19 protein-coding genes are annotated in these 23,547 nt (G+C 34.6%); 14 read left to right on the plus strand and 5 right to left on the minus strand.

Translation table 11 applies throughout. The annotated features are described in order from the left end of the window. Positions 1 to 142: 142 nt before the first annotated feature. Complete coding sequence (locus KO493_RS13420; protein ID WP_216068476.1) at positions 143 to 814, plus strand: phosphoglycolate phosphatase; 672 nt, start codon at positions 143 to 145, stop codon at positions 812 to 814. Position 815: 1 nt separating this feature from the next. After that, positions 816 to 2,246, plus strand: a complete 1,431-nt coding sequence (locus KO493_RS13425; RefSeq protein WP_216068477.1) for an FAD-dependent oxidoreductase — start codon at positions 816 to 818, stop codon at positions 2,244 to 2,246. Between the two features lie 356 nt (positions 2,247 to 2,602). Here KO493_RS13425 and KO493_RS13430 read toward each other — a convergent pair whose 3' ends face one another. Further along, entirely contained in the window at positions 2,603 to 5,293 is a 2,691-nt protein-coding gene (locus KO493_RS13430; protein WP_216068478.1) for a sulfatase-like hydrolase/transferase, read from the minus strand. Positions 5,294 to 5,302: 9 nt separating this feature from the next. Further along, positions 5,303 to 7,339: a T9SS type A sorting domain-containing protein gene (locus KO493_RS13435; RefSeq protein ID WP_216068479.1), complete on the minus strand. Its 2,037-nt coding sequence runs from the start codon at positions 7,337 to 7,339 to the stop codon at positions 5,303 to 5,305. 438 nt (positions 7,340 to 7,777) lie between these two features. Between KO493_RS13435 and dnaK the strand changes: the two genes are divergently transcribed. Together dnaK and KO493_RS13445 are read left to right on the plus strand one after the other, a co-directional pair. Continuing rightward, the gene (gene dnaK, locus KO493_RS13440) at positions 7,778 to 9,682 is read left to right on the plus strand and encodes a molecular chaperone DnaK (protein WP_216068480.1); all 1,905 of its coding nucleotides are present in this window, start codon (positions 7,778 to 7,780) and stop codon (positions 9,680 to 9,682) included. 223 nt (positions 9,683 to 9,905) lie between these two features. Beyond that, the gene (locus KO493_RS13445) at positions 9,906 to 10,424 is read left to right on the plus strand and encodes a lipocalin family protein (protein ID WP_216068481.1); all 519 of its coding nucleotides are present in this window, start codon (positions 9,906 to 9,908) and stop codon (positions 10,422 to 10,424) included. A 165-nt stretch (positions 10,425 to 10,589) separates the two neighbouring features. Here KO493_RS13445 and KO493_RS13450 read toward each other — a convergent pair whose 3' ends face one another. Then, positions 10,590 to 11,120 (minus strand): hypothetical protein, encoded by a 531-nt coding sequence (locus tag KO493_RS13450; protein WP_216068482.1) that lies wholly within the window; start codon positions 11,118 to 11,120, stop codon positions 10,590 to 10,592. 155 nt (positions 11,121 to 11,275) lie between these two features. Continuing rightward, positions 11,276 to 11,968: a Crp/Fnr family transcriptional regulator gene (locus KO493_RS13455; RefSeq protein WP_216068483.1), complete on the minus strand. Its 693-nt coding sequence runs from the start codon at positions 11,966 to 11,968 to the stop codon at positions 11,276 to 11,278. A gap of 247 nt (positions 11,969 to 12,215) precedes the next feature. Here KO493_RS13455 and KO493_RS13460 point away from each other — a divergent pair, with 247 nt between their 5' ends. Then, complete coding sequence (locus tag KO493_RS13460; RefSeq protein ID WP_216068484.1) at positions 12,216 to 13,451, plus strand: class I SAM-dependent rRNA methyltransferase; 1,236 nt, start codon at positions 12,216 to 12,218, stop codon at positions 13,449 to 13,451. 154 nt (positions 13,452 to 13,605) lie between these two features. On the opposite strand, the gene KO493_RS13465 is transcribed toward KO493_RS13460, so the two are convergent. Then, positions 13,606 to 14,481 (minus strand): NmrA family NAD(P)-binding protein, encoded by an 876-nt coding sequence (locus tag KO493_RS13465; RefSeq protein WP_216068485.1) that lies wholly within the window; start codon positions 14,479 to 14,481, stop codon positions 13,606 to 13,608. A 225-nt stretch (positions 14,482 to 14,706) separates the two neighbouring features. Here KO493_RS13465 and KO493_RS13470 point away from each other — a divergent pair, with 225 nt between their 5' ends. The 9 genes from KO493_RS13470 to KO493_RS13510 all read left to right on the plus strand — a co-directional run bounded on the left by KO493_RS13470 (position 14,707) and on the right by KO493_RS13510 (position 23,319). Continuing rightward, on the plus strand, positions 14,707 to 15,654 hold the full coding sequence (locus KO493_RS13470) for an NAD(P)H-dependent flavin oxidoreductase (protein ID WP_216068486.1): 948 nt from the start codon (positions 14,707 to 14,709) through the stop codon (positions 15,652 to 15,654). A 122-nt stretch (positions 15,655 to 15,776) separates the two neighbouring features. Then, entirely contained in the window at positions 15,777 to 16,448 is a 672-nt protein-coding gene (locus KO493_RS13475) for a hypothetical protein (RefSeq protein ID WP_216068487.1), read from the plus strand. A gap of 204 nt (positions 16,449 to 16,652) precedes the next feature. Next, positions 16,653 to 17,078 (plus strand): PaaI family thioesterase, encoded by a 426-nt coding sequence (locus tag KO493_RS13480; protein WP_216068488.1) that lies wholly within the window; start codon positions 16,653 to 16,655, stop codon positions 17,076 to 17,078. A gap of 6 nt (positions 17,079 to 17,084) precedes the next feature. After that, complete coding sequence (locus KO493_RS13485; RefSeq protein ID WP_216068489.1) at positions 17,085 to 18,200, plus strand: chorismate-binding protein; 1,116 nt, start codon at positions 17,085 to 17,087, stop codon at positions 18,198 to 18,200. 46 nt (positions 18,201 to 18,246) lie between these two features. Further along, complete coding sequence (gene menD, locus KO493_RS13490; protein WP_216068490.1) at positions 18,247 to 20,055, plus strand: 2-succinyl-5-enolpyruvyl-6-hydroxy-3-cyclohexene-1-carboxylic-acid synthase; 1,809 nt, start codon at positions 18,247 to 18,249, stop codon at positions 20,053 to 20,055. 198 nt (positions 20,056 to 20,253) lie between these two features. After that, on the plus strand, positions 20,254 to 21,084 hold the full coding sequence (locus tag KO493_RS13495) for a CvfB family protein (protein ID WP_216068491.1): 831 nt from the start codon (positions 20,254 to 20,256) through the stop codon (positions 21,082 to 21,084). A 6-nt stretch (positions 21,085 to 21,090) separates the two neighbouring features. Further along, entirely contained in the window at positions 21,091 to 22,494 is a 1,404-nt protein-coding gene (mnmE, locus tag KO493_RS13500) for a tRNA uridine-5-carboxymethylaminomethyl(34) synthesis GTPase MnmE (protein ID WP_216068492.1), read from the plus strand. A 166-nt stretch (positions 22,495 to 22,660) separates the two neighbouring features. Beyond that, positions 22,661 to 22,957, plus strand: a complete 297-nt coding sequence (locus tag KO493_RS13505) for a type II toxin-antitoxin system HigB family toxin (RefSeq protein ID WP_216068493.1) — start codon at positions 22,661 to 22,663, stop codon at positions 22,955 to 22,957. Positions 22,958 to 22,959: 2 nt separating this feature from the next. Further along, positions 22,960 to 23,319: a helix-turn-helix domain-containing protein gene (locus KO493_RS13510; protein WP_216068494.1), complete on the plus strand. Its 360-nt coding sequence runs from the start codon at positions 22,960 to 22,962 to the stop codon at positions 23,317 to 23,319. Positions 23,320 to 23,547 lie beyond the last annotated feature (228 nt).

Genomic DNA, 23,547 nt, shown 5'->3' on the forward strand with positions numbered 1-23,547 from the left:
GTTTTTTATGAAATTTATAATCGACTCAATAGAATAATTCATCTGTAAGTAGTGGGTTTTAACAATTTATTGGGCTTCAAAATATCAGTAAAACGTTACTATTTAGGTAAAACTTCCGCATCTTTGCTTAAAAATTAGCATTGTGAATTTTAAAGATAAAGAACTCATCATATTTGACTTTGATGGCACACTCATCAATAGTATTCCAGATCTTACCTTAGCGGTAAATAGTATGTTGATACATTATAAGGCTGAACCTTTAACTGTTGAAGACGTGACGCCTTTTATTGGCAACGGAGCCATGCCTTTGGTTCAAAGAGCTTTGGGCCGTGCACTACCAAATCAAGACCTTTCTGAAGCTTTTTTAAATGAAGCTTTTAAAATTTATTTAGCGGCCTACCAAAAGGTAACCTGCAAAGATACTTTTATGTATCCAGGTGTTTTGGAAACCTTAAAATATTTAGATAAAAAGGGCTATAAGCTTGCTATATGTACAAATAAACCCTTTGGTTTTATCAAACCTATTTTAGATAAATTAGAAATTACACCATACTTTAAGTGTTGGGTTGGTGAAGATTCTTTACCAGAGAAAAAACCTCATGCTGCACCACTTTTTCATATAGCTGAAGACATGAACACAACCATTCAAAAAAGCATTATGGTTGGTGATTCAAAAAATGATATTCTGGCAGCACAAAATGCAAACATGGAAAGTATTGGTGTAAGTTATGGTTATAATTACAACGAAAATATTGCAGACTATAAGCCTACAGTAGTCATAGATCATTTTGCAGAAATTCAAGAATTGTTCTAGAATGAATAAAATTTACAATGTTGGTATCATAGGGGCGGGTGTTTCGGGTGTTGTAACTGCGTTACAATTGGCGAAGCATGGCATTGATTCGGTATTGTTCGAACAGGGGAAAAGTGTTGTTAGCGGTCCTCCCTTTTGTCATTTACATGCTGGAGGTAATTTGTATCCAGACATCTCTGAATCACAATGTAAATTGCTTATGAAACAATCCATAGAGATGGCACGTTTGTTTCCAGAATCTATTGATGAAAGACCAACATTTATAAGTGTTCCTAAAACTGAAAAATATGAGTTTAATAAACTAGAGGAACGGCTTGACGTATTAGTGCAATATTATAGAGATTTAATAGTCGAAGACCCAGCGAACAAAATTCTCGGAGCACCAGAAGATTACTATAAAATTTATACCGAATCAGATTTAAAGGTTTTAGCACAAAGGCCTTCTAAAAAACAACCAAAGTCTCCTGATGAATGGATGACTAACGCTATTAAATTAATAGATTATAACAAGCTGAAAATGCCAGTAGTTCTAGTACAGGAATACGGATGGAATCTTTTTAGACTTGGAGCTCAAGCACAATTGGCTTTAAATAACACCCCTTTTTGTGATTTAAAAACAAGTACTAATGTTACTAAAATTAAAGATGTTAGAACGGAAAATTTAGATTATAACTGGGAAGTAAGCACGAAAAACGGTATTTATAAAGTTAATTATCTCGTGAATTCAAGTGGCTTTAAAGCAGGTGAGTTTGATGAGTTATTACATTTAAATAACGCGCGTTTAATTGAATTTAAGGCCGCTTATGTTTCAAAATGGCAACCAATAACTGGATTAATTCCAGAGCTTATTTTTCATGGAGAACGTGGTACACCTCGTGGCATGGTACAATTAACGCCATATTGCGATGATTATTATCAAATTCATGGCATGACAAACGAGATTACATTGTTTGTAAACGGTTTGGTAAAGTCTAATACCAATGAACCACAACCAGAGTTTGAAGCGGGTATTAAGCAAAAATTAACACGTGGTTGGGATTATGAAGAGGTAAAAACACGCACAGAAAAAGCCATTACTTCGGTGACCAAATTTGTTCCAACTTTTAAATCGGCTAGCGTTGGTGGGCCACCATTATTTGGTGCTCAACAAATCCCTGGAGACGACCCGAGTTTAAGAATAGGGGAGGTTCGTTTCCCGTGTAAAACTTATGCGCGTAGTGAAATCGTAAAGGCTTCTTCAGCTTTAACCGTGGCTAATCAGGTTTTAAATAAAATACAAGAAATAGGTATAATGCCCACAATAAAGGATTCAGGACGACAGAATCCAATTTTAGAAAGTATCTCTAAAGATGAGATTGATGTTCTAGCCGAAGCACTTGCTGTACAACGCGGTTACCCAAAGGCTTTATCACGATTGTTAATCGAACGGTAAATAGGATTAGTTTGTAGGGACTGTTCGTAAACCGATTAAACCGTTAAACGCATAAACAGAAAAATTAAAAAGCCTCCCCAATTCTAAAGTAAACACCCCAATCGTCTTTTCCAACAGCCGCATCTAAACCAATATTAAATTTTACTTTTTTGAAGGCTGCATAGCGATAACCTATATCAGCACCAGGATAGGCTTTCCAGTTGATGGGTTTGTTGGGCGAACGCGCTTGTCATGAAAAGTGTGCTAAGTAGAAGGGTAAGAGTGTGTTTTTTCATTTGTAAAAGGTACCATTCAAATTTTAATTGAGTCTAAAATTCTCAGAGCTATACATATTAGACCCCGAGAAATAATGTTTTTTACTCTTTTAAAATTTTTATAGTTTCAAACTTACCTTTATTAGAGAATTTAATCAGGTACAATCCTTGATTAAATTGACTTAAATCAATAGTCGTTATACCATTGTTAAACGTGCCAGAAAGTAATACCCGTCCTGATAAGTTATAAATAAGATACTCAGTAGGAGTAGTGGTGTTTGTTTTTATATTTATAATATCTTTTGTAGGATTGGGAGTGACACTAAACTGGCTGTTATTCTTAGTGTGTTCTGGTTTAATTGATAGTGTGGCATCATAGCCATAGATTTCAACTTCCGCTAAGGTAAGTGCTGTGGATTCTAAATTCTGTGTGATTCGAACTTGATTCCCAACAACATGCCCTACATTAATGGTAATAAAAGGATTTGGCATGCTAGTAATGGTTTGTGTGTATACAACAGCTCCATCTCTATTTAAAACTTCCACAGTAAAATTACTTAATCGATCCATATTACTATCCGTACGGTTAAATATTTTTATATCGTCAATAGCTGCTTCGTTATCTAAACTAACCTTCCACCACGTACCCGATGATACTACATCAGTATGGCTTACCGAATTATTGTTAAACACACCATCTGTAGTGCCATCGATAGCTCGAGATGCTGGAGCATTATACGCTGTTGTAGATTGAGATGCTGTTCCGCTTAAAGCAAGATTAGAAATAGGAGACAAAGGGAAGGATAACGTTACATCCGATGCTACCTCAATGTTCTGTTCAATACTTGTATATCCCGCTTTGGTAATGCTTATATTATAGATGTCTTGAGGGAGTTGAAAAGATGAAATACCATGTTCTGAAGTTATTGAGTTATATGCATTATTTAAAACAATACTAGCCCCTTCGATATTTTCTCCACTATTTTTATCAGTAACTTGTAGTTTTAAATTATTAGATACGCCTGATACAACCACTTCTGCAATTGTTAGCACTCCTGTTTGTCGTAGAGCAATTCTAATAAATCTACCCATAACACCATTCGGGCTAACATTAATGACAGCCTTATCATTACCAGCGCCATTTCTAGTGTATACCGCATTTCTTTCGTTATCTAAAACTTGTACGGCATAGGTTGAAAAATTCGAAATACAACAAGCGTCGCTTCGGTTTGTAATACCTATGGTGTTAATTATTTTTTCAGAACCAAGGTCTACTTCCCACCATGGTTCATCTTCTTCGTTAGTTTCTATAACAGAACCATCAGCAATGGCACCGCTAAAATTTCCGTCTATCGCTTTTTGTGGACCATTTCCATTTGCTATGGATGATTGACTAACCGTTCCTGTTGAAGCCAAGTTATATGTTATTTCAATAGGTTCTACATAGGTAGAGAGGCAGTTTGGGTCCGGCTCAGTAGGAAGTTCAGCATACCAATCGGTTACCATTTTAAATAATTTATCTGCAATTTCTGGATATTGAGCAGACAAATCATCAGCAGAGTCTTCAAACTCACCAGTTTCCATATTGTGTAGTTCCAATTGTGTACCATCAAAATTGGATACCAACTTCCATTTTCCATCACGCACGGCCAAACGAGGCCAGTTGTCGGGCGAACTAGCCCCAGTATGTAACCAAAATACAGGTCGTGTTCTGTCTGCTGTTGCACCTTTAAAAGCTGATAACATGCTTTCTCCATCACTTAATGCGGAGCTAGGTACCGTTACCCCAGCAGCTTCACAAAAAGTAGGTAATAAGTCAACGGCTGTAATCACAGAAGTGTTATTGATAACGCCTTGAGGCGTGTGGTCTGGCCATCTAACAATGAAAGGAACACGAATACCTCCTTCGTATAAACTACGTTTTCGGCCTCGATATCCTCCAGTTTCTCCAATACTATAAAAGGATCCCCATTTGTTTTCTTCACCAACGGCGTCACTTGTGCCTTCTGGTCCGTTATCAGTAGAAAACACAACAATAGTATTATCTGAAATTCCTGCATCATCAAGTGCTTGAAGTACTTTACCAACTTTTAGGTCACCGTCGCTTATTACTGCACCATAAATTTTTCGTTGGGCATCTGTTTCGCCATTCCATAGATCCATGGCTTCACTTGACGGTGAATGTGCTGTATGACTTTCGTGGAGCCAAACATCTAAGTAAAAAGGACGACTTTTGTTTCGATTAATAAAAGCCACAGCGCTATCAGCCACAACATGCTTACTTATTCCAGGCGTGTTACTTGCATGATAAGCAGCAGCTTCATCATAACCATAGTCATATACACTAGGGTTATCTGGTTTTTCTCCCATGTGCCATTTTCCATAATGAGCCGTTTGGTATCCCGCTGCTTGTAAAAAACGTGCCGTTGTAGGCGCATTAGGATCCAGCCAATCTGGTTGTTCTGGTCCAGGTCTTGTAGCGTAAAAAACGCTATTGATACCGTAACGTGCAGGGTATCGTCCAGTTATAGCAGCAACTCGACTCGGGGAGCATACTGGATTTAATACATTGAATTGATGAAAATCAATGCCTTCACTAGCTAATTTATCAATGTTTGGAGTTTGCATCCAATCACTACCATGACAGGATAAGTCTCCCCAACCCCAATCATCAGCATATATAAATATGATGTTGGGCTTAGTGTTTGATTGTGCGTTACTACTTGTATATCCCAAGCAAAGACTTAGATAAAATACTATTAAAGGAACTTGCTTCAATTTAAGTGATCTCATAATTTTGGCTTATTCTTTTATGATTTTTTGAGTAGCACTAGTAGAACCATTAGATACTTTAATAAAATAAAAGCCTTGATTAAATTGACTTAAATTTATTGCAGTAGCCCCATTTTTAATTGCCCCTGTAAGTAATAATTGTCCAGTGGCATCAAAAATGTGGTAAGTAGAATCTTCAGTAGTTTTTAATTTTACATTCAGGATGTCTTTTACTGGATTTGGGCTGATGCTTAATAATGAATTGTCTTTAATTAAATCAGAATTTGTAGATAATGTATTGGCGGTACCATATACTTCAACTTCAGCTAAAGTTAGAGCTGTTCCTGTTTTATTCTGTAAGACCCTTACTTTGTTTCCAACTACATTACCCGTAGGTATAGTAACTGACGGGTTTGGTGTGCTTGTAATGGTTTTGGTAAAAATAATTTGATCATTACTATTTAAAACTTCAACAGTGAAATTATTTAATCTATCCATATAAGCAGCGTCGGTACGGTTGTATACAGTGATTTCATCAATATCGTACGTATTGTCAAGTGTTACCATCCACCATTCATCTGTAGCTTTTCCAGTGTGAGAAACGGAAGCATCATCGTAAGCACCGTTCGTGTTATTATCGTTAGCTCTTGATGCCACTCCAGCATAAGCTGTTGTAGATTGTGTAGCTGTACCTAAAGGAGCTACGTTTGCTCTAGTATTATTTCCAGAAGACGAAGGCGTTAGTTTAATAACGGTGTCTACAGCATCCCATGAATCACTAGCGTTTAATGTGATACTTATTTCGTTTGCAGTCTGAGAAAAGGTACAAGATTTACCAGAACGTAAGTTAACTGCAGCCGTGTAAACGCGGCCATCGGCAGGTGTATCAATGGTTAGCGTAGTTCCAGAAGGAGCGTTTAACACATGCAGATATTCATGGTTATTAACAGCAGATCGTGTAGCAACTCCCCAAGTCAAATTTTGGATACGTGCACCTTCCGCTGTTGGCCACGAATCACTTGGGACTGTACCTTTAATAGACTCAGCTACTTCGTCAATCAAGACGCCTAAGTCTGTCATACCCTTTAGTACACCATTATTCCAAGAAATAGTAGAGGTAGGGTATGGTCCTATTGCCCATGCTACGCCACCACCTTCTTCGTTAACTCCCGCTTCTAATACCGTGTACTTATACATTTCCTCGCTTGTATAACGAAGTGATCCTGGTTGAGCAAACCAAGCGCGGTCTGAAACAAAAGAAATCGATCTATCAAAGGCAGGCCAGGTATCTACATCATCTGGGTCAGCATTAGGATAACCTTCACCTTCAAAATTAGTGGTAACTGACATGATTTCAACGGCACCAAAATCTGCACTCACCCCAGCGTAAGTATTTGCGATTATTGCAGCATCGGGCATTATAGCTCTAACGGTTTCTCCAATACGCTGCGTATCTGTACACCCATAGTACAATCCTTTGTCAAACCAGAATCCTTTAATTTGTGACTTATAACGATTTGTCAATTCTGCAATCATCTCATTAAGATAATCGTTGTAGGTTTTGGTGTATGTGCTTCTATTAATATAACCAACTGCAGTTTGTTGTGCTGGAGAAAAATTATGCGCTTCTGAGGGTTGAGCATAGAGATAGACATCAATACCTTTTGGATCACAGGCATCTAATACTTCCTGTATCACATCACGCTTAGAGCTATGACTTTCTCCTAGCCAAGTATCAATTACATTACTTGGGTATAATGGATATTGCCAACAATGCCAAGCCGTGAAGATAAGATACTCTGGACTCATGGCATCAATGTCGTCTACAAAACCTTGTACGTCAAAATTATCAGCTACCTCATCTACGTTTAATGGAATAGAACCATCTGGGTTTTGGGTTATCGAACAGCCGTACTGGTCTGCTGCCGTACCGCCAAAGCCATAATGGACGAATATGCCATAGCTTTTCTGACCATACATTTTAATGTTGCTTGTAGTTTGTGCATTTACTCCAGTCATTAAACTGAAAAAACACATTGAAATAAATAGTAGGTTAAGATTTTTCATATGTATATCAATAAGTAGGAAGGCAGTATTAAATTATTTTTTGATGTCGTTGTTTGAATTTTATAAATGATTAAGATTAATAATACGTTTTTAAACATGCCCTTTTAATAATTGTCTTTTATAGTTTTGATTATTAGTTTACAAGGAGCCAAATTTAATTTAAAAAATATCACATGGTGATTTTGTGAGTAAAAACTTATAATGAATTACGAAAACTTTCGTATAGGTAATTTTTACTTTTTATTTATAACATTGACAGTATCACAACTCTAGTTATAACAGATATTTATTTATTAAATAAACGGATTATGACAGCTTGTCAGTAAATGTTGAATGGCATAAAGATTGACTTATACAACTCGAAATTAAAAATGAACACAACGTTTTCGTGACCCCGATAGCTATCGGGACGAAAATTTATAAACAAATAAAAAAATTATGAGTAAAATTATTGGAATCGATTTAGGAACAACCAACTCTTGCGTTTCTGTAATGGAAGGTAACGAGCCTGTAGTTATTCCTAATGCAGAAGGAAAAAGAACAACACCATCTGTAATTGCCTTTGTAGAAGGTGGAGAAATTAAAGTTGGTGACCCAGCTAAAAGACAAGCAGTAACAAACCCAACTAAAACGGTTTATTCAATTAAACGTTTTATGGGAAACAAGTATTCTGAATCTCAAAAAGAAGCAGAACGTGTACCATATAATGTAGTAAAAGGTGATAACGATACACCTCGAGTTGATATTGACGGTCGTTTATACACACCTCAAGAATTATCGGCTATGATTCTTCAAAAAATGAAGAAAACTGCTGAAGATTATTTAGGAACCGACGTAAGTCGTGCAGTAATTACTGTACCAGCTTACTTTAACGATTCGCAACGTCAAGCTACAAAGGAAGCTGGAGAGATTGCAGGTTTAAAAGTAGAGCGTATTATTAATGAGCCTACTGCCGCAGCTTTAGCTTACGGTATGGACAAAAAAGGTACAGACCAAAAAATCGTAGTATTTGATTTTGGTGGAGGAACACATGATGTATCTATCCTTGAATTAGGAGATGGTGTATTTGAAGTACTTTCAACAGATGGTGACACACACTTAGGTGGTGATGATGTTGATGAGAAAATCATTAACTGGTTAGCAGATGAGTTTAATGCAGAGGAAAACATGGACTTAAGAAAAGATCCAATGTCTCTTCAACGTTTAAAAGAAGCTGCTGAAAAAGCGAAGATTGAATTATCATCTTCAGCTCAAACAGAAATCAACTTACCTTATATTACAGCTACAGCTAGTGGACCAAAGCACTTAGTACGTACATTAACAAAATCTAAATTCGAGCAATTAATTGACGATTTAGTAAAACGTACTATCGAGCCATGTGAGTCTGCATTAAAAGCAGCAGGTTTATCAAAATCGGATATCGATGAGGTTATTTTAGTAGGTGGTTCTACACGTATCCCTGCAGTACAAGCTGCTGTTGAGAAATTCTTCGGAAAAGCGCCAAGTAAAGGTGTTAATCCAGATGAGGTTGTTTCTTTAGGAGCAGGTATCCAAGGTGGTGTATTAACAGGAGATGTTAAAGATGTATTACTTTTAGATGTAACACCTTTATCTCTTGGTATCGAAACTATGGGTAACGTATTTACAAAACTTATTGAAGCGAATACAACGATTCCTACTAAGAAATCGCAAGTATTCTCTACAGCAGCAGACAATCAACCATCAGTAGAAATTCACGTTCTACAAGGGGAACGCGCAATGGCTGCCGACAACAAAACTATTGGTCGTTTTCACCTAAGTGATATTTCACCAGCAAGAAGAGGAACACCACAAATTGAGGTGACTTTCGATATCGATGCGAATGGTATCATTAAAGTATCTGCGGAAGATAAAGCAACAGGTAAGAAACAAGATATTCGTATTGAAGCATCTTCAGGTTTAAGCGAAGAAGAAATTGAAAAGATGAAAGCAGATGCGGAAGCGAATGCAGAATCTGATAAAGCTGCAGCTGAAAATGCTCAAAAATTAAATGAAGCGGATTCTATGATTTTCCAAACCGAAAAACAATTAGAAGAGTTTGGTGATAAATTATCTGATGATAAAAAACAACCAATCGTTGAAGCTTTAGAAGAATTGAAAAAAGCTTATGAGTCTAAAGATTTAGCGGTAATTACACCAGCTTTAGATAAAATTAATGAAGCTTGGAAAGTAGCTTCTGAAGAAATGTACAAAGCACAAGCTGAACAAGGCGGAGCACAACCAGGACCAGATGCTGGTGCAGGTGAGCAACCACAGAATGAAGGCAGCGATGTAGAAGACGTAGACTTCGAAGAAGTAAAGTAAGTAGAGAACCCATCTCGATGAAAATCGAGATGGTGTGAATCACTTATTCCGAACTTGATTCGGAATCTCAAAATGAGATAGATTCTTAAAAAAAATCAAAGCGCAACCATTAAAAAGTTGCGCTTTTTTTATGCTCATTTGTGGCTATTTATTTAGTATGATTGGTTTAATAGGTCTATTTCTTGTAATTTTGTTTAAAAAACTAACTTATCCTTTTAATTATATGAAAAAAATTATTGTTTTATTTTCCTTTTTGTGCCTAGTATTAACTTCTTGTTCTAGCAATGAAAATGATGCTTCAGATATTTCAGATGACCTTATAGGCACTTGGATCGGCACCGATATTGTTTACGAAGGAAGAGTTGAAACCTCATTTTTAGGGGAACTTATTAAAACGGAATTTACAGGAGAGGGGTACGATATCACTACAAAATTAACTTTTAATGAATCTCCAAAGACTATTGTTTCAGAAGGAAGCTATAGTGTTAAAATTGATTACACCGTAGATGGAGGTGTTGAAAGTACCGAGGTTGTAGAAGATATAGAATTTCTGGAAAATGGTGAATGGGAACTTGAAGGAGATGAAATTATAGTTGAAAACTCTAGTGAATCATATTACGTTAAAATATTTCTTCTTACATCAAACGAGTTGGTCGTTGGTATTACTGAAATTGAAGAGACAGAAGAAAATGGCATAGAAATAAGAAACATCGTAAAAGCCATTGCGTCATTTAAGCGATAAGACTATAAAAAAGAGGCTGTTTAAAAAGTAAAGTTTTCGTTTACCTGAACTTGATTCAGGCTCTCATAATGATTGGTTATCAGAATGATGTGATTCTGAAATACATTCAGAATGACGTACTTTAATACTTTTTGTACAGCCTCTTTTTCTTTCTACAATTAACACTTATAAAATTTGACCCTTTTCGTCAACTTTTATAGTTTTTTTAGAACCATCTACCTTTATTTTTATTTTATATGTTTTTTCAATAGGCTTGTTTGGCATGTAGGAAACATAATAGGTATTTGAGATAAAGGTACATCCAGGATAAGTTTTAGTAACAGAATACCTAACAGAGTAAGGTAGTGTTACATCTTTAAAACGTTCAAAAGATTCTGTTAGTTCTCCGACATGATTGAATTTGGCAATAATACTTCCTTGATATTTATCATGTTCTTCAAATACTACCCGATAAGCACTTTGTGTAGCTTTGTTATACACAGGATCCTTTGTAATATCGTAATTAGCAACAGTGCTTTCAAGGGACTTAATGCGTTTAGCTGTTTGCATTTCCAAGACAGTAGATAAGTATTCGCTATGCACGGCTGTGGCGGTTTTATATTTTAATATGAGTAAGTCGTCAGATTCGTAACTTACTTGAGCAAACATTAGGGTGGTAAAGCCTAAACAGAATATACCAATTAGAACATTTTTCATGATAATAGGATTTAAATTAAACAATTTGTTGAATAGAAAATTCATTTAAAGAGAGAAAATCATTTAATTAAGCTATGGCAAGTTAATTATTAAGATTAAAGTAAAATGCTACCTAAGTATCATATTTAGAGTAATTTATGTTAAAGTTGAGGTGTCTATTCTTTAATTCTGTCCATTAGAAGGGGCATGTTTAAAATCTTAATATTTTTATTTTTTATTTCAATAATACCTTCTTCTTTAAACTGTTGAATATTTCTATTCAAAACAGTTCGTGTTGTACCAATAAGTTGGGCAAGTTCTTTATGTGGCAATCCATTTATTAATTCTAATTTGAGCGATGTTTCGTTGGTATAATGCACAAGCAATTTTGCAAGGCGTGTAGAAGTAGAGTCTAAGTTTGAGCTCGTCACATAATCCTCTAAGCCCTTCATTTTTATCATGCTATACTGAAGGGCGTTTTTATAGAATGTGATATGGTTTTGCATCCATTGCTTTAAAAAAGAAGTTGGAATAGAAAATACTTCGGTGTCGTCTAAAGTTTCATAGTACACTTTGTGGTGGCACCAATCAAATAATTCATAGAGATCGAAGACATCGTGTTTGGTTAAAATAAATAAGGTTATTTTCCGGTCTTTGTCAGGGTTAAAAAAGTATACTTTTAACCGACCATTAATAATAATATAGAAATTGTTTTTTGTTTTACTACTGTCTATAAAGCAAATGCGCTTTGTCCAAGTTTTTCGTTTGCCATGAAATTGTAGTTCTTGTAAGCCAGTAATAGAAACATCCTTAAACAAAGGGTTTTCTTTAAGCGCTTCCAGGTAATTATTTCTGTGGTAATGCATCATAATTGGTAACCTATTAAATAATAAAGGCTAATACAAGTTTTGGGATGCTGTTACAGTCTTAGAGAGTTTATAAATGTAGTAATTAAAAGTCTGAAATTCAGTTATTAATAAGTTAATTTTAGTGGTTTTAATGTGATCTGTAAGCCTTTTGTTACGTGTAAATTTTGTGTCAAGTTATTTTAGGATTAAAAAGAAGATTCATCTATTATAATTTATAAATCACATACTTTTGTTTTAAAATTTAATTATGCTTTTTTCTGAAAATATTAAAAGTAAAAAACAACCCAAAAGGTTAGCCGTAAAAATGAACGCTAAGGGTGAGCAGTTTGTACTTCAAGGGCATCCCTGGGTTTTTTCTAATAATATTATAAAAATAAATGATGATGCTAAATCTGGTGATTTAGCCATTATTTTTGGGAAAAGTAAAAACCGTGTTATCGGTCTAGGACTTTACGATGGAAACTCTCCAATCCGTATCAAAATGCTCCATAGTGGCTATGAAAAGGCAGAAATTAACGCTCAGTTTTTTCAGAATAAAATTGAAGTAGCTTTTAAAAAGCGTAAAGGGTTATTAAAAACGAATACGAATAGTTACCGTTTGTTATTTGGGGAGAATGATGGTTTTCCTGGTTTAATTGCCGATGTTTATGCCAAGGTTTTGGTGGTTAAAATTTATTCTGAAATTTGGCTGCCTTATATTGAAAGTATTATTCCTAGTCTTCAAAAAATATCTAAAACAGAAACTGTTGTGATTCGGTTAAGTAGAAGTTTGGAACAATCTAAACAACATCAGCTGCAAAATGGAGAGGTGGTTTTTGGGACGTTAAAAAATGAAGTAGTCAGGTTTGTTGAACATCATGTTAATTTTTCAGCAAACGTTATAAAAGGACATAAAACAGGCTATTTTTTGGACCATCGTGCCAATCGAAAACAGGTTGGCGAATGGAGTAAAGGAAAATCTGTGTTAGATGTGTTCTCATACGCTGGCGGCTTTTCAGTGCATGCTTTATATAATGGAGCACGAGAAGTAACCAGTTTAGACATAAGCAAACAAGCATTAGAAATTGCTGTAGAAAATGGTAAATTAAATGCTTATAAAGGCAAACATAAAATTATTGCTGGTGATGCTTTTGAGGCATTAGAAACACTTATTAAGGATAAAGTTACGTTTGACGTGGTGGTCATCGATCCCCCTAGTTTTGCAAAACAGGCTTCAGAGATTAGTTTAGCGAAGAAAAAATACGCACAGTTAGCTAGGCTAGGTGAAAAGTTAACTTCTAAAAACGGATTGTTAGTATTGGCATCCTGTTCATCTCGTGTGCTTGCTGATGCGTTTTTTGAAATTAATTCTAATGTTTTAGATAAAACAAATCGAAACTATAAAGTCGTTTTAAAAACGAATCACGATACCGATCACCCTATAGGGTTTCCTGAAGGTGCTTACTTAAAATGTGGGTATTACCGTTTTTTAGACAAAGGTTAAGTCTGTTGAAAGTGATCCGTCTAAAAGTGTTTATATTATAGGTATTAATGGTTTAAAAAAAATGAAGGCTAAAGCTTTGCTTATTTTCATTGTAGACTCGTCTAGTGACTTCTAAACTTTCGTGTTATCAAATTTAGTTGCTCATACTATGGTTTCATTTCGGTTCAAAAAGCGCTCTTTCTCTTGTAATAAAGGTTTTTAAATCGGTTGGTTTTTTGCCTGTTAATCGTTCATAAAAATCTGAAATTTTAGGTTCTTTTTGAAAACGAGGTAAAAAGTGAAGTAGAACCATAACGATAATCATACCTGAAACCATGCCTTCACGTTTCTTAATACGATAAAATTTAATTGGATTTACATTTTTATATGAAATGGGTTCAGCAATAATGTTGTTTATTAAATTAGTAACATTTGCGAAGTTTTTGTTTTCCAACCCGGTTAATTCTATCGCTTGATTTTTAAAAACATCAAATTTGTCTAGGATGATAGCGGCAACTTCAGCAATGTTTTGTACATCAATCCAGTTGAATTTTGCTTCACCTGCTGGCAAGATAATTTCACGTTTCGTCTTGATGTCGTTTATCAGTGTTGTGGTTAAGTTTTGCATGAAATAACTTGGCCTAAGAAAGCTATAATCTAATCCATGATCAAGAATTAATTGTTCAATTTTGTAATGAGGAATCACTTTACTTTTTTCAACGCCTTGAACAGACAGAAAAACGATCTGGTTAACATGCTTTTCCTTTATTTTTAAAATCAAGGGCTTAAAATAGGTTTCAATGTCCGAAATATGTGGTGGACGTAATAAAAACACACTGTCAATACCATTTAATGCATCATCAAAGGTATTAACATCTTCAAAATCGAAATGAGTGAACGCTATATTGGAGAATTCCTTAAAAACATTTTTGGCTTTACTAAGACTACGTACCCCTGCAATAATATGGTTTGAAGAATTAATTTTTGTTAAAAACCGAATGACTTCAAAACCAACGTTACCTGTGGCTCCTGTTATTAAAATGTTTTTCATTTTAAGTGCGTTTTAGTAGGTTAAAAATACGCATAACTATATAATAGGAGTGAAATTTTTTAACCTTAATATATTTACATTGGATTTTAAAAATATATCAATCCTATCCTTTAGTAAATGATAAATGTAAGCATCGATAAGAAAATAAATCATGGTGATGCTGCATGTTAATCTTTGTTTATTATGTATGCATAATATTTTATTATATTTGATAAAAATGGAGATATGTCTAAACCACTTACAGAACTCTTACATATAAAGCATCCTATTATTCAAGCGCCAATGTTTTTGGTTTCCAACGTTTCTATGGTTAAAGAAGCTATGGAATGCGGAATAGCAGGTTGTATCCCTGCATTAAATTATAGAACATTAGATGAACTTAAAATAGCGCTTCGCGAGTTAAAAGCTGCCAAACCATTAAATGGAGCTTTTGGTTTCAATTTGATAGTAAATAAATCTAACGTGAAATTTAAAGCACAATTGGATCTCATTTGTGAAGAAGGTTGTGATTTTATAATTACTTCGTTGGGAAGCCCAGAAGTAACGATTACTGAAGCTCATAAAGTTGGGATCAAAGTCTTTTGTGATGTGGTCGATTTAAAATATGCCAAGAAAGTAGAATCTTTAGGTGCCGATGCTATAATTGCGGTAAACAATCAAGCTGGAGGGCATCGAGGCAACAAAACTCCTAAAGCGTTAATTGAGGAGTTGAGCACAAACTGCCATATCCCTATAATTTCTGCGGGAGGTGTAGGTTGTAAAATGGATATCGATAAAATATTAAGTTTTGGTGCTAGTGGTGTATCTGTAGGTAGTCTTTTTATAGCTTCAGAAGAGGCAGGAGTCACAGACGAATACAAACAAGCGTGTGTCGATTATGGTGAAAAAGACATCGTGATGACCGAACGTATTTCGGGAACACCTTGTACTGTAATTAATACGCCATATGTACAGAAAATTGGAACGGAACAAACCTGGTTAGAATCGGTTTTAAATAAAAATAAGGCTTTAAAAAAATGGGTTAAAATGATACGATTTTCAATAGGTATGAATGCCACGAAAAAAGCGGCCACAAAAGCGACCTACAAAACGGTATGGGTTGCTGGTCCCAGTATTGAATACTGTCATAAAATATTGCCGGTAAAAGAAATTGTTGGCCGATTAACAACATGAAAAAGACATGTTTTAAAGTTAAATCTTTAATAATGTATTCTTGTGAACCTATTCTTAATGGTTATATTTGAACTGAATTAAATCCCTTAATTAAAAAAAATCCTTATTTAAAAAATCAAAAGATGAAACAAAAATTAACACTATTATGCGCGTCTTTAATTGCTATTGTTTTTTATAGTTGCGGACCTTCTATTAAAGTTACAGATACTTGGAAAGCACCTGATGTTAGAGAAATACATGATGATAAAGTATTGGTAATTGCCAGAATGGATGATTTAGCTTCTAGACAATTATTCGAACTGGAAATTGTAACTGCCCTTAAAAGTGCAGGTATCAATGCCGAGGCTAGTTATTCAACTTACGCTAACGTAAAAGTGAATAAAAAATTAGAAGATGCAGAAGTGAAAAGTCAAATAGATAGAATTAAAAAGGATGGTTTTGGAGCTGTAATTTTAACTGTAATAAAAGATGTAAGAACAGAAGTAACCACAGAACAATCTGGTGGTTATGCGACAGGAGGATATTATCCAGGGTACTATGGTAGATACGGTGGTTTTGGGCGCTATTATGGCTCATTCTACTCGCCTTATGGCATGGGAGGAAATTATATTCCAAGTTCTCAACGTACTTACGAGTCGGATATTTACAAGTTAGAAACAGTAGTGTACGATTTAGAAAGAGAAAATACCAAGCAATTGGTGGCTGTTGTAAATTCGAAAATAACAGATCCAGATTCAGCTTCAGGAGTTGCTAAGCCATACGCAAAGAAAGTTTTAGAGCAGTTAAATAAGTAAAACTGTTATATTTGAGTACACAGTTGTTTGAAGCTGTTTTAAAAGAAAATTTTTGGTCAACCTGAACTTGATTAGGTTCTCATTGTTATTGGAAAGCAGTATGATGAGATTCTGAAAAAAGGTCATAATGATGCAATTAAACTCTTTTTAAACAGCTTCATTTTTTTAAATGAAGTATTAAATATTTATAAAAACATATTTTCAATGGAGCTATCTAAAGAAGCCGTTTTAGCAAAGGCTAATGCGGTATGCAAAAATACTTTAATGGAAACCTTAGATATTGAAATAATCGATTATGGCGATGATTTTATCCTAGGAAAAATGCCGGTGACATCAAAAGTATATCAGCCCGATGGGGTATTGCATGGAGGGGCAACAGCTGCTTTAGCTGAGACTATGGGGAGTTTTGCTGTACAAATCCTAATGCATAATAAAGACGTTTTTGTAAGAGGAATTGAAATTTCGGCAAATCATTTAAAAAGTGTGAAAGAAGGGTATGTATACGCAAAAGCTGTTTATTTACATAAGGGTAGAACCACTCAGCTTTTAGAAATACGTGTAACAGATGACCATGATAATTTGATTTCGTTGTGTAAATTGACTACTATTGCTCTCCCAAAATCGAAATAGATTTATATGACTTCGGAAGCTTTTTTTGAACGTATTAAAACGCAGTACAAAAACAATTTACCTTTTGTTGCTTTTAGAAAGCCCAATGCTCTAGCTTTAACCGGTTTGTTGCAAAATAATGACGATTTGTTTTTTTCTGAAGATTATACTGAAAAGGGGTTTGTTTTCGCGCCATTTGATAATTCCGAGAAATCAATTTTAATGCCTTCAGAATCTTCAGAATCTATATCTGCAATTTTTGAAACTTCAGCTGCTTTTGAAGCTTCAACTGTAACAAGTACCACCACTATTGAAGATAAAGCGTTTCATATTAACTTAGTTAATAAAGGTGTTGAAGCCATCGAAAATAAGGCATTTAAAAAGGTGGTATTATCTCGAAAAGAGTCTATTCAAATTCCAGAAGCCGATCCGTTAAAAATCCTGAAGAACTTATTAAACTCCTATCAATCGGCATATGTATACTGTTGGTATCACCCTAAAGTTGGTTTGTGGCTGGGAGCAACACCAGAAACTCTTATAAAAATTGAAGGTAAGCGGTTTTCTATTATGGCCTTGGCAGGAACTCAAAACTATAAAGGAGATCTAGAAGTCACTTGGCAGGAAAAGGAATTACAAGAACAGCAGTATGTCACCGATTTTATCTTAAAGCATTTAAAATCTCTAGCCGAAAGTTTTAAAGCTTCAGAGGTTGAAACTGTAAAAACGGGGAATCTGTTGCACCTAAAAACCATGATTTCTGCACAATTAAAAGACGATGTTTCAATGAAAAGTGTCGTTAATGCATTACACCCTACACCAGCTGTTTGTGGATTGCCAAAAGAAAGTGCTAAAGCATTCATTATAGAAAATGAAAATTATAACCGCGAATATTATACAGGTTTTTTAGGGGAATTGAATGTTGAAAAGACCATAGCCCCGCGTTCTGGAAGGCGAAATATTGAAAATAGAGCTTATGCTCTAACAAAAAACAGCACACAATTATATGTGAATTTACGCTGTATGCAACTTAAAAATGAGCAAGCCATCTTGTATGTTGGCGGCGGAATCACGCAAAGCTCTAATGCCGAAAAGGAATGGTTAGAAACAGTTTCAAAATCTTTCGTGATTAAAAGTGTTATTTAATTGTTCGATTTCTTATTTTTGAGAAATAACCAAGATTAATTCAAAAATGACTTATCCAAAAATAGCCCTCGCTCAAACAGTAATTGCGCTTTGTAAATCTAAAGGAGTTAAACATATTGTAATTTCTCCGGGAAGTAGAAATGCCCCATTAATCATAGGTTTTACCAACGATCCTTTTTTTAAATGCTATAGTATTGTTGACGAACGTTGTGCTGGTTTTTTTGCATTAGGTATTGCGCAACAATTACAAGAACCAACAGCTGTAGTTTGTACATCGGGAAGTGCTTTATTAAATTACTATCCTGCTGTATCAGAGGCTTTTTATAGTAATATCCCGTTAATTGTTCTATCTGCTGATCGTCCTAAAAATTTAATTAATATTGGAGATGGTCAAACCATAACCCAAGCTAATGTATTCGATAGTCATGCGTTATTTTCGACAGATTTAAAGTTGGATTTAAAAGATGAAAAGCACATACATTCAAATGAAAGTGTTCCTGTAATGGTAAAAGTTGAAGATAGATTTGAGCGTTTATTAGGATTACAGAAGAACATTCAAACCAATAATGAAGAGGAAATTAATTTAGCCATTAATATGGCCATTGTAAAAAAAGGTCCTGTTCATATTAATATTCCGTTTGATGAGCCTCTTTATGAAGTTGTAGACAAACTAACGGTATCTCCAAAAACTGTGGAAGTTGTACCTAAAGAACATAATATTGAAGACTACGTATTGCAGTCATGCCTAGAGGAGTGGGATACAGCACCTAAAAAAATGGTTTTGGTTGGTACTAATATGCCGAACAAAATTGAAAAGAAATGGTTAGATGAAATTGCTGAAGACGATAGTATTATCGTTTTAACAGAATCAACTTCAAACATTCACCATAATGGTTTCTTTCCGAGTATCGATCAACTTATCGATGGATTAACCGATGAAGAAAAAGAAGAACTACGTCCAGATATCTTGGTTACATTTGGAGGTTTAATCGTTTCTAAAAAAGTAAAGCAATTCTTAAGAAACTTTCAGCCAAAGCACCATTGGCATATAGATCGTGAAAAAGCAAATGACACCTTTTTCTGTTTAGATAATCATATTGAAACAACACCTAATCACTTTTTCGAATCATTTTTACCTAAAATTTTACATTACGTAAAAAGTCATTATAAAACCCATTGGTTAGAGGTAAAAGGAAAACGATTAAAAAAGCATAAGGATTATATTAGTAACATTCCTTATTCAGATTTAATTGTCTTTAACAAGGTTTTAAAATCAATTCCAGACGATAGTATTTTGCAAGTAGGAAACAGTTCTGCAATTCGCTATACGCAATTGTTTAAAGTAAATAAAACCCTAGAGGTGTATTGTAACCGAGGTACTAGTGGTATTGATGGATGTACCTCTACAGCTATTGGCTGTGCTGTGGCAAGAGAAGATAAACCTACAGTATTATTAACTGGAGACCTTAGTTTCTTTTATGATAGTAATGCGCTTTGGAATAACCACATTCCTAATAATTTTAGAATTATTATGGTTAACAATCAAGGCGGAGGTATTTTTAGAATTTTACCAGGTCATAAAGACACCGATAATTTCGATACTTACTTTGAAACCAATCATAAACTTTCAGCAGAACACCTATGTAAAATGTATGGTTTGGACTATGAGTCGGTTTCCGATGAAGATAAATTAAGCACATCTTTAGAGAATTTCTATTCGGAAGGAAAACAACCTAAATTATTGGAGATTTTCACACCAAAGAAAGTTAATGATGAAGTGCTTTTAGGGTATTTTGAACACTTAAAGGAAGTTTCAAAGAAAAATGAAGCTTCAGACGATTCTGAAGAAGAATAGACAATAGCTAATTGAGGTGTAATTGATTGGGTATCTAGAAGGAGTTTCTAGATCTCAAGTTTTAATTTTTATACAATTACATGCAGAATTGAAATAATATATTAAGAGAAATTTTAATCAAAAAAAAACGCATAGATTCTATGCGTTTTTTGCTTTTTACAACAAAATTTTCTTTGGTAATATCCTTACCTTTGTCGCATGATAACATTAGGACAAGTAAATACGTTAGAAATACTTCGTGAATCGGAACACGGTATCTATTTAATTGATAATGAAGACAACCAAGTGTTGCTTCCGACGCGCTACGTTCCAGATACTTTTAAAATTTATGATAAATTAGATGTTTTTGTTTATCTAGATAACGAAGAACGTCCCGTGGCTTCTACCGATATGCCATATATTAAACGTGGCGAATTTGCTTTATTACGTTGCAATCAAGTCACAGATTATGGTGCTTTCCTAGATTGGGGTTTAGTAAAGGAACTATTTTGTCCGTTTAAAGAACAAGCCTTTAATATGAAACCAGGTGGTTGGTATTTGGTACATTGTTATTTAGATGAAAAAACGGAGAGATTGGTGGCTTCAAGTAAAACCAATCGTTTTTTAGATAATACCAATTTAACGGTGCAGCAGTTTGACCAAGTTGATTTAATTGTATCGCACCCTTCAGATATTGGTATGAATGTTATTGTTAATAAAATACATTCAGGATTAATTTATAAAGATCAGATTTTTAAAGACATTAGTGTTGGTGATAAACTAACTGGGATTGTTAAAAAAGTACGCCCAGGAAATAAGTTAGACATTTCTTTAGGACAAATAGGCTATCGTAATATTGAGCCTAATGCAGAGCGTATTTTACACGAACTTCAGGACAATTCTGGTTATATGAATCTTACCGATAAGTCAAGTCCGGAGGCCATTAAGGATCAGCTTCAAATGAGTAAAAAGAACTTCAAAAAGGCGATTGGAGCCCTGTATAAAGAGCGTCAAATTGAAATAAAATCAGACGGTATTTATCTAGTTTAATTGTTCATGATAAACCAAGACACCATAGTTGCTTTAGCGACCCCATCTGGAGCGGGTGCCATCGCTGTAATTCGTTTATCTGGAAAAGACGCTATTACTTTAGCCGAGGCTCAGTTTAAATCGGTTTCAGGTAAACAATTGGCTAAACAGCCTACACATACTATTCACCTAGGACATATTGTAGAAGATGAACGTACAATAGATGAAGTTTTAGTTTCTGTTTTTAAAAACCCTAATTCTTATACCGGTGAAAATGTTGTAGAAATTTCATGTCATGGGTCGAGTTATATTCAACAAGAAATTATACAATTATTTCTAAGAAATGGATGCAGAATGGCTACTGCTGGGGAGTTCACATTACGTGCCTTTTTAAACGGAAAGTTAGATTTAAGTCAGGCGGAAGCCGTAGCCGATTTAATTTCTAGTGATAATGAAGCCAGTCATCAAATTGCTATGCAACAAATGCGTGGTGGGTTTTCTTCGGAAATAGCCAAACTTCGTGAGGAGCTATTGAATTTTGCTTCATTAATCGAACTAGAACTCGATTTTGCTGAAGAAGACGTAGAGTTTGCCGATAGAACACAATTCAAAGAACTTATTTCAAGAATTACCTTTGTTTTAAAACGACTTATAGACTCGTTTGCCGTAGGTAATGTGATTAAAAACGGTATTCCAGTGGCTATAGTTGGGGAACCTAATGTTGGTAAATCAACTTTGCTTAATGCGCTTTTAAATGAAGACCGTGCCATTGTGAGTGATATTGCCGGAACCACAAGAGATACCATTGAAGATGAATTGGTGATTCAAGGTATTGGTTTCCGATTTATCGATACTGCCGGAATACGTGAAACCAAAGATGTGGTGGAAGGCATTGGTATAAAAAAAACCTTCGAAAAAATAGAGCAATCGCAAGTGGTTTTATACCTCTTTGATGCCACTCAATTTGTGGATAATGCCGAGCAGTTTCAAGTAGAAATTGAAAAAATAAAAAACAAATATCCTTTAAAACCGCTGTTAATTGTTCCGAATAAAATTGATAAGCTTTCAGAAGACGAAGAAAAAGATTTAACCACCTTTTTAAGCGGCATAGAAAACTCCAAGTATATTCTGTTATCAGCCAAAGAAAACAGGGGTGTAGATGCCCTTAAAAACGAACTCATTGGTTTTGTAAACACAGGAGCACTACGTAATAACGAAACCATTGTTACCAACACCAGACATTACGATTCCCTATTAAAAGCCTTTGAGGAAATCCAAAAAGTACAAGATGGTATAGATAGTAATTTATCTTCAGACTTAATGGCCATTGACATCCGTCAGGCCCTATATCATTTCGGGGAAATTACAGGGCAAGTCACTAACGATGAGTTGCTTGGGAATATTTTTGCCAACTTTTGTATTGGAAAGTAATCGCTATAAATTAACAAATAATAAAAACATACAAAACCACAAAAAAGCCCTTTAAATAGGGCTTTTTTGTGGGGTGTGATTTTTATTAAGTTACGATTTTTAAAACAATATTTTGTTATTCAAAATATGGTCTTATCTTTGCTTTGTATTAATTGAAGTTTAACCAATGCGTATAGTTACCTATAAAAGAATACTAGAATTTTCAAAAAAGTATGCAAATGCCGAAACGCCTTTAAACTTTTGGTATCATACCGTAAAAGCTAAAGAATGGAATAACCTCAACGAGATTAAACAGGCTTTTAATAATGTAGATTATGTGGGTAATAATCGGTATGTATTCAATATTAAAGGAAATGATTACAGATTGGTTGCCATTATTTCATTCAACACCAAAAAAGTTTACATACGGTTTATAGGTAAACATTCGGAATACGATAAGATTAAGGACATTAAAAACATGTAGTTATGATACAAACAGAAAAAGAATATAACGCCATCGTGGAGCGTATCGAGATACTTTTACAAGATACTGACAACATCGAAAATACAAACGCTAAGGGCTATATTGAGTTAAATATTTTATCCGACCTTGTAGCAGATTACGAGGAGCGTACCTATCCAGTAGCAAAACCCTCACTTGTTGAGGTTGTAAAAATGCGCATGGCTGAAATGGGATTGAACCAAAAACTATTATCCGAACTTTTAGGAGTAAGTACGTCAAGAGTTAGCGAATACCTCAACGGCAAAAGCGAACCGACATTAAAAGTAGCAAGGGAAATAAGTAAAAAACTAGGTATTGATGCTTCAATAGTTTTAGGAGTTTAATCCAAATTAAGATTAAGTTATTAAGGCGTACAGAAATGTATGCCTTTTTTGTTTTGTGTCGTTAATGTACTAAATGTACCTCTAAAAAATAAAAAAATAATGACGTTTGAAATATTGGTAAATATCTTTGTTACTTCCCATCAAACATTTATGAAACTCAAAAAAGGAATTTAAGCCAATAAATGAGTTTTATATTCAATTTTGTACCCTATTTGTATTTTGACTTGT

It is taken from the genome of Pseudotamlana agarivorans, assembly GCF_018860245.1.
GTDB classification, from domain to species: Bacteria; Bacteroidota; Bacteroidia; order Flavobacteriales; family Flavobacteriaceae; genus Pseudotamlana; species Pseudotamlana agarivorans_A.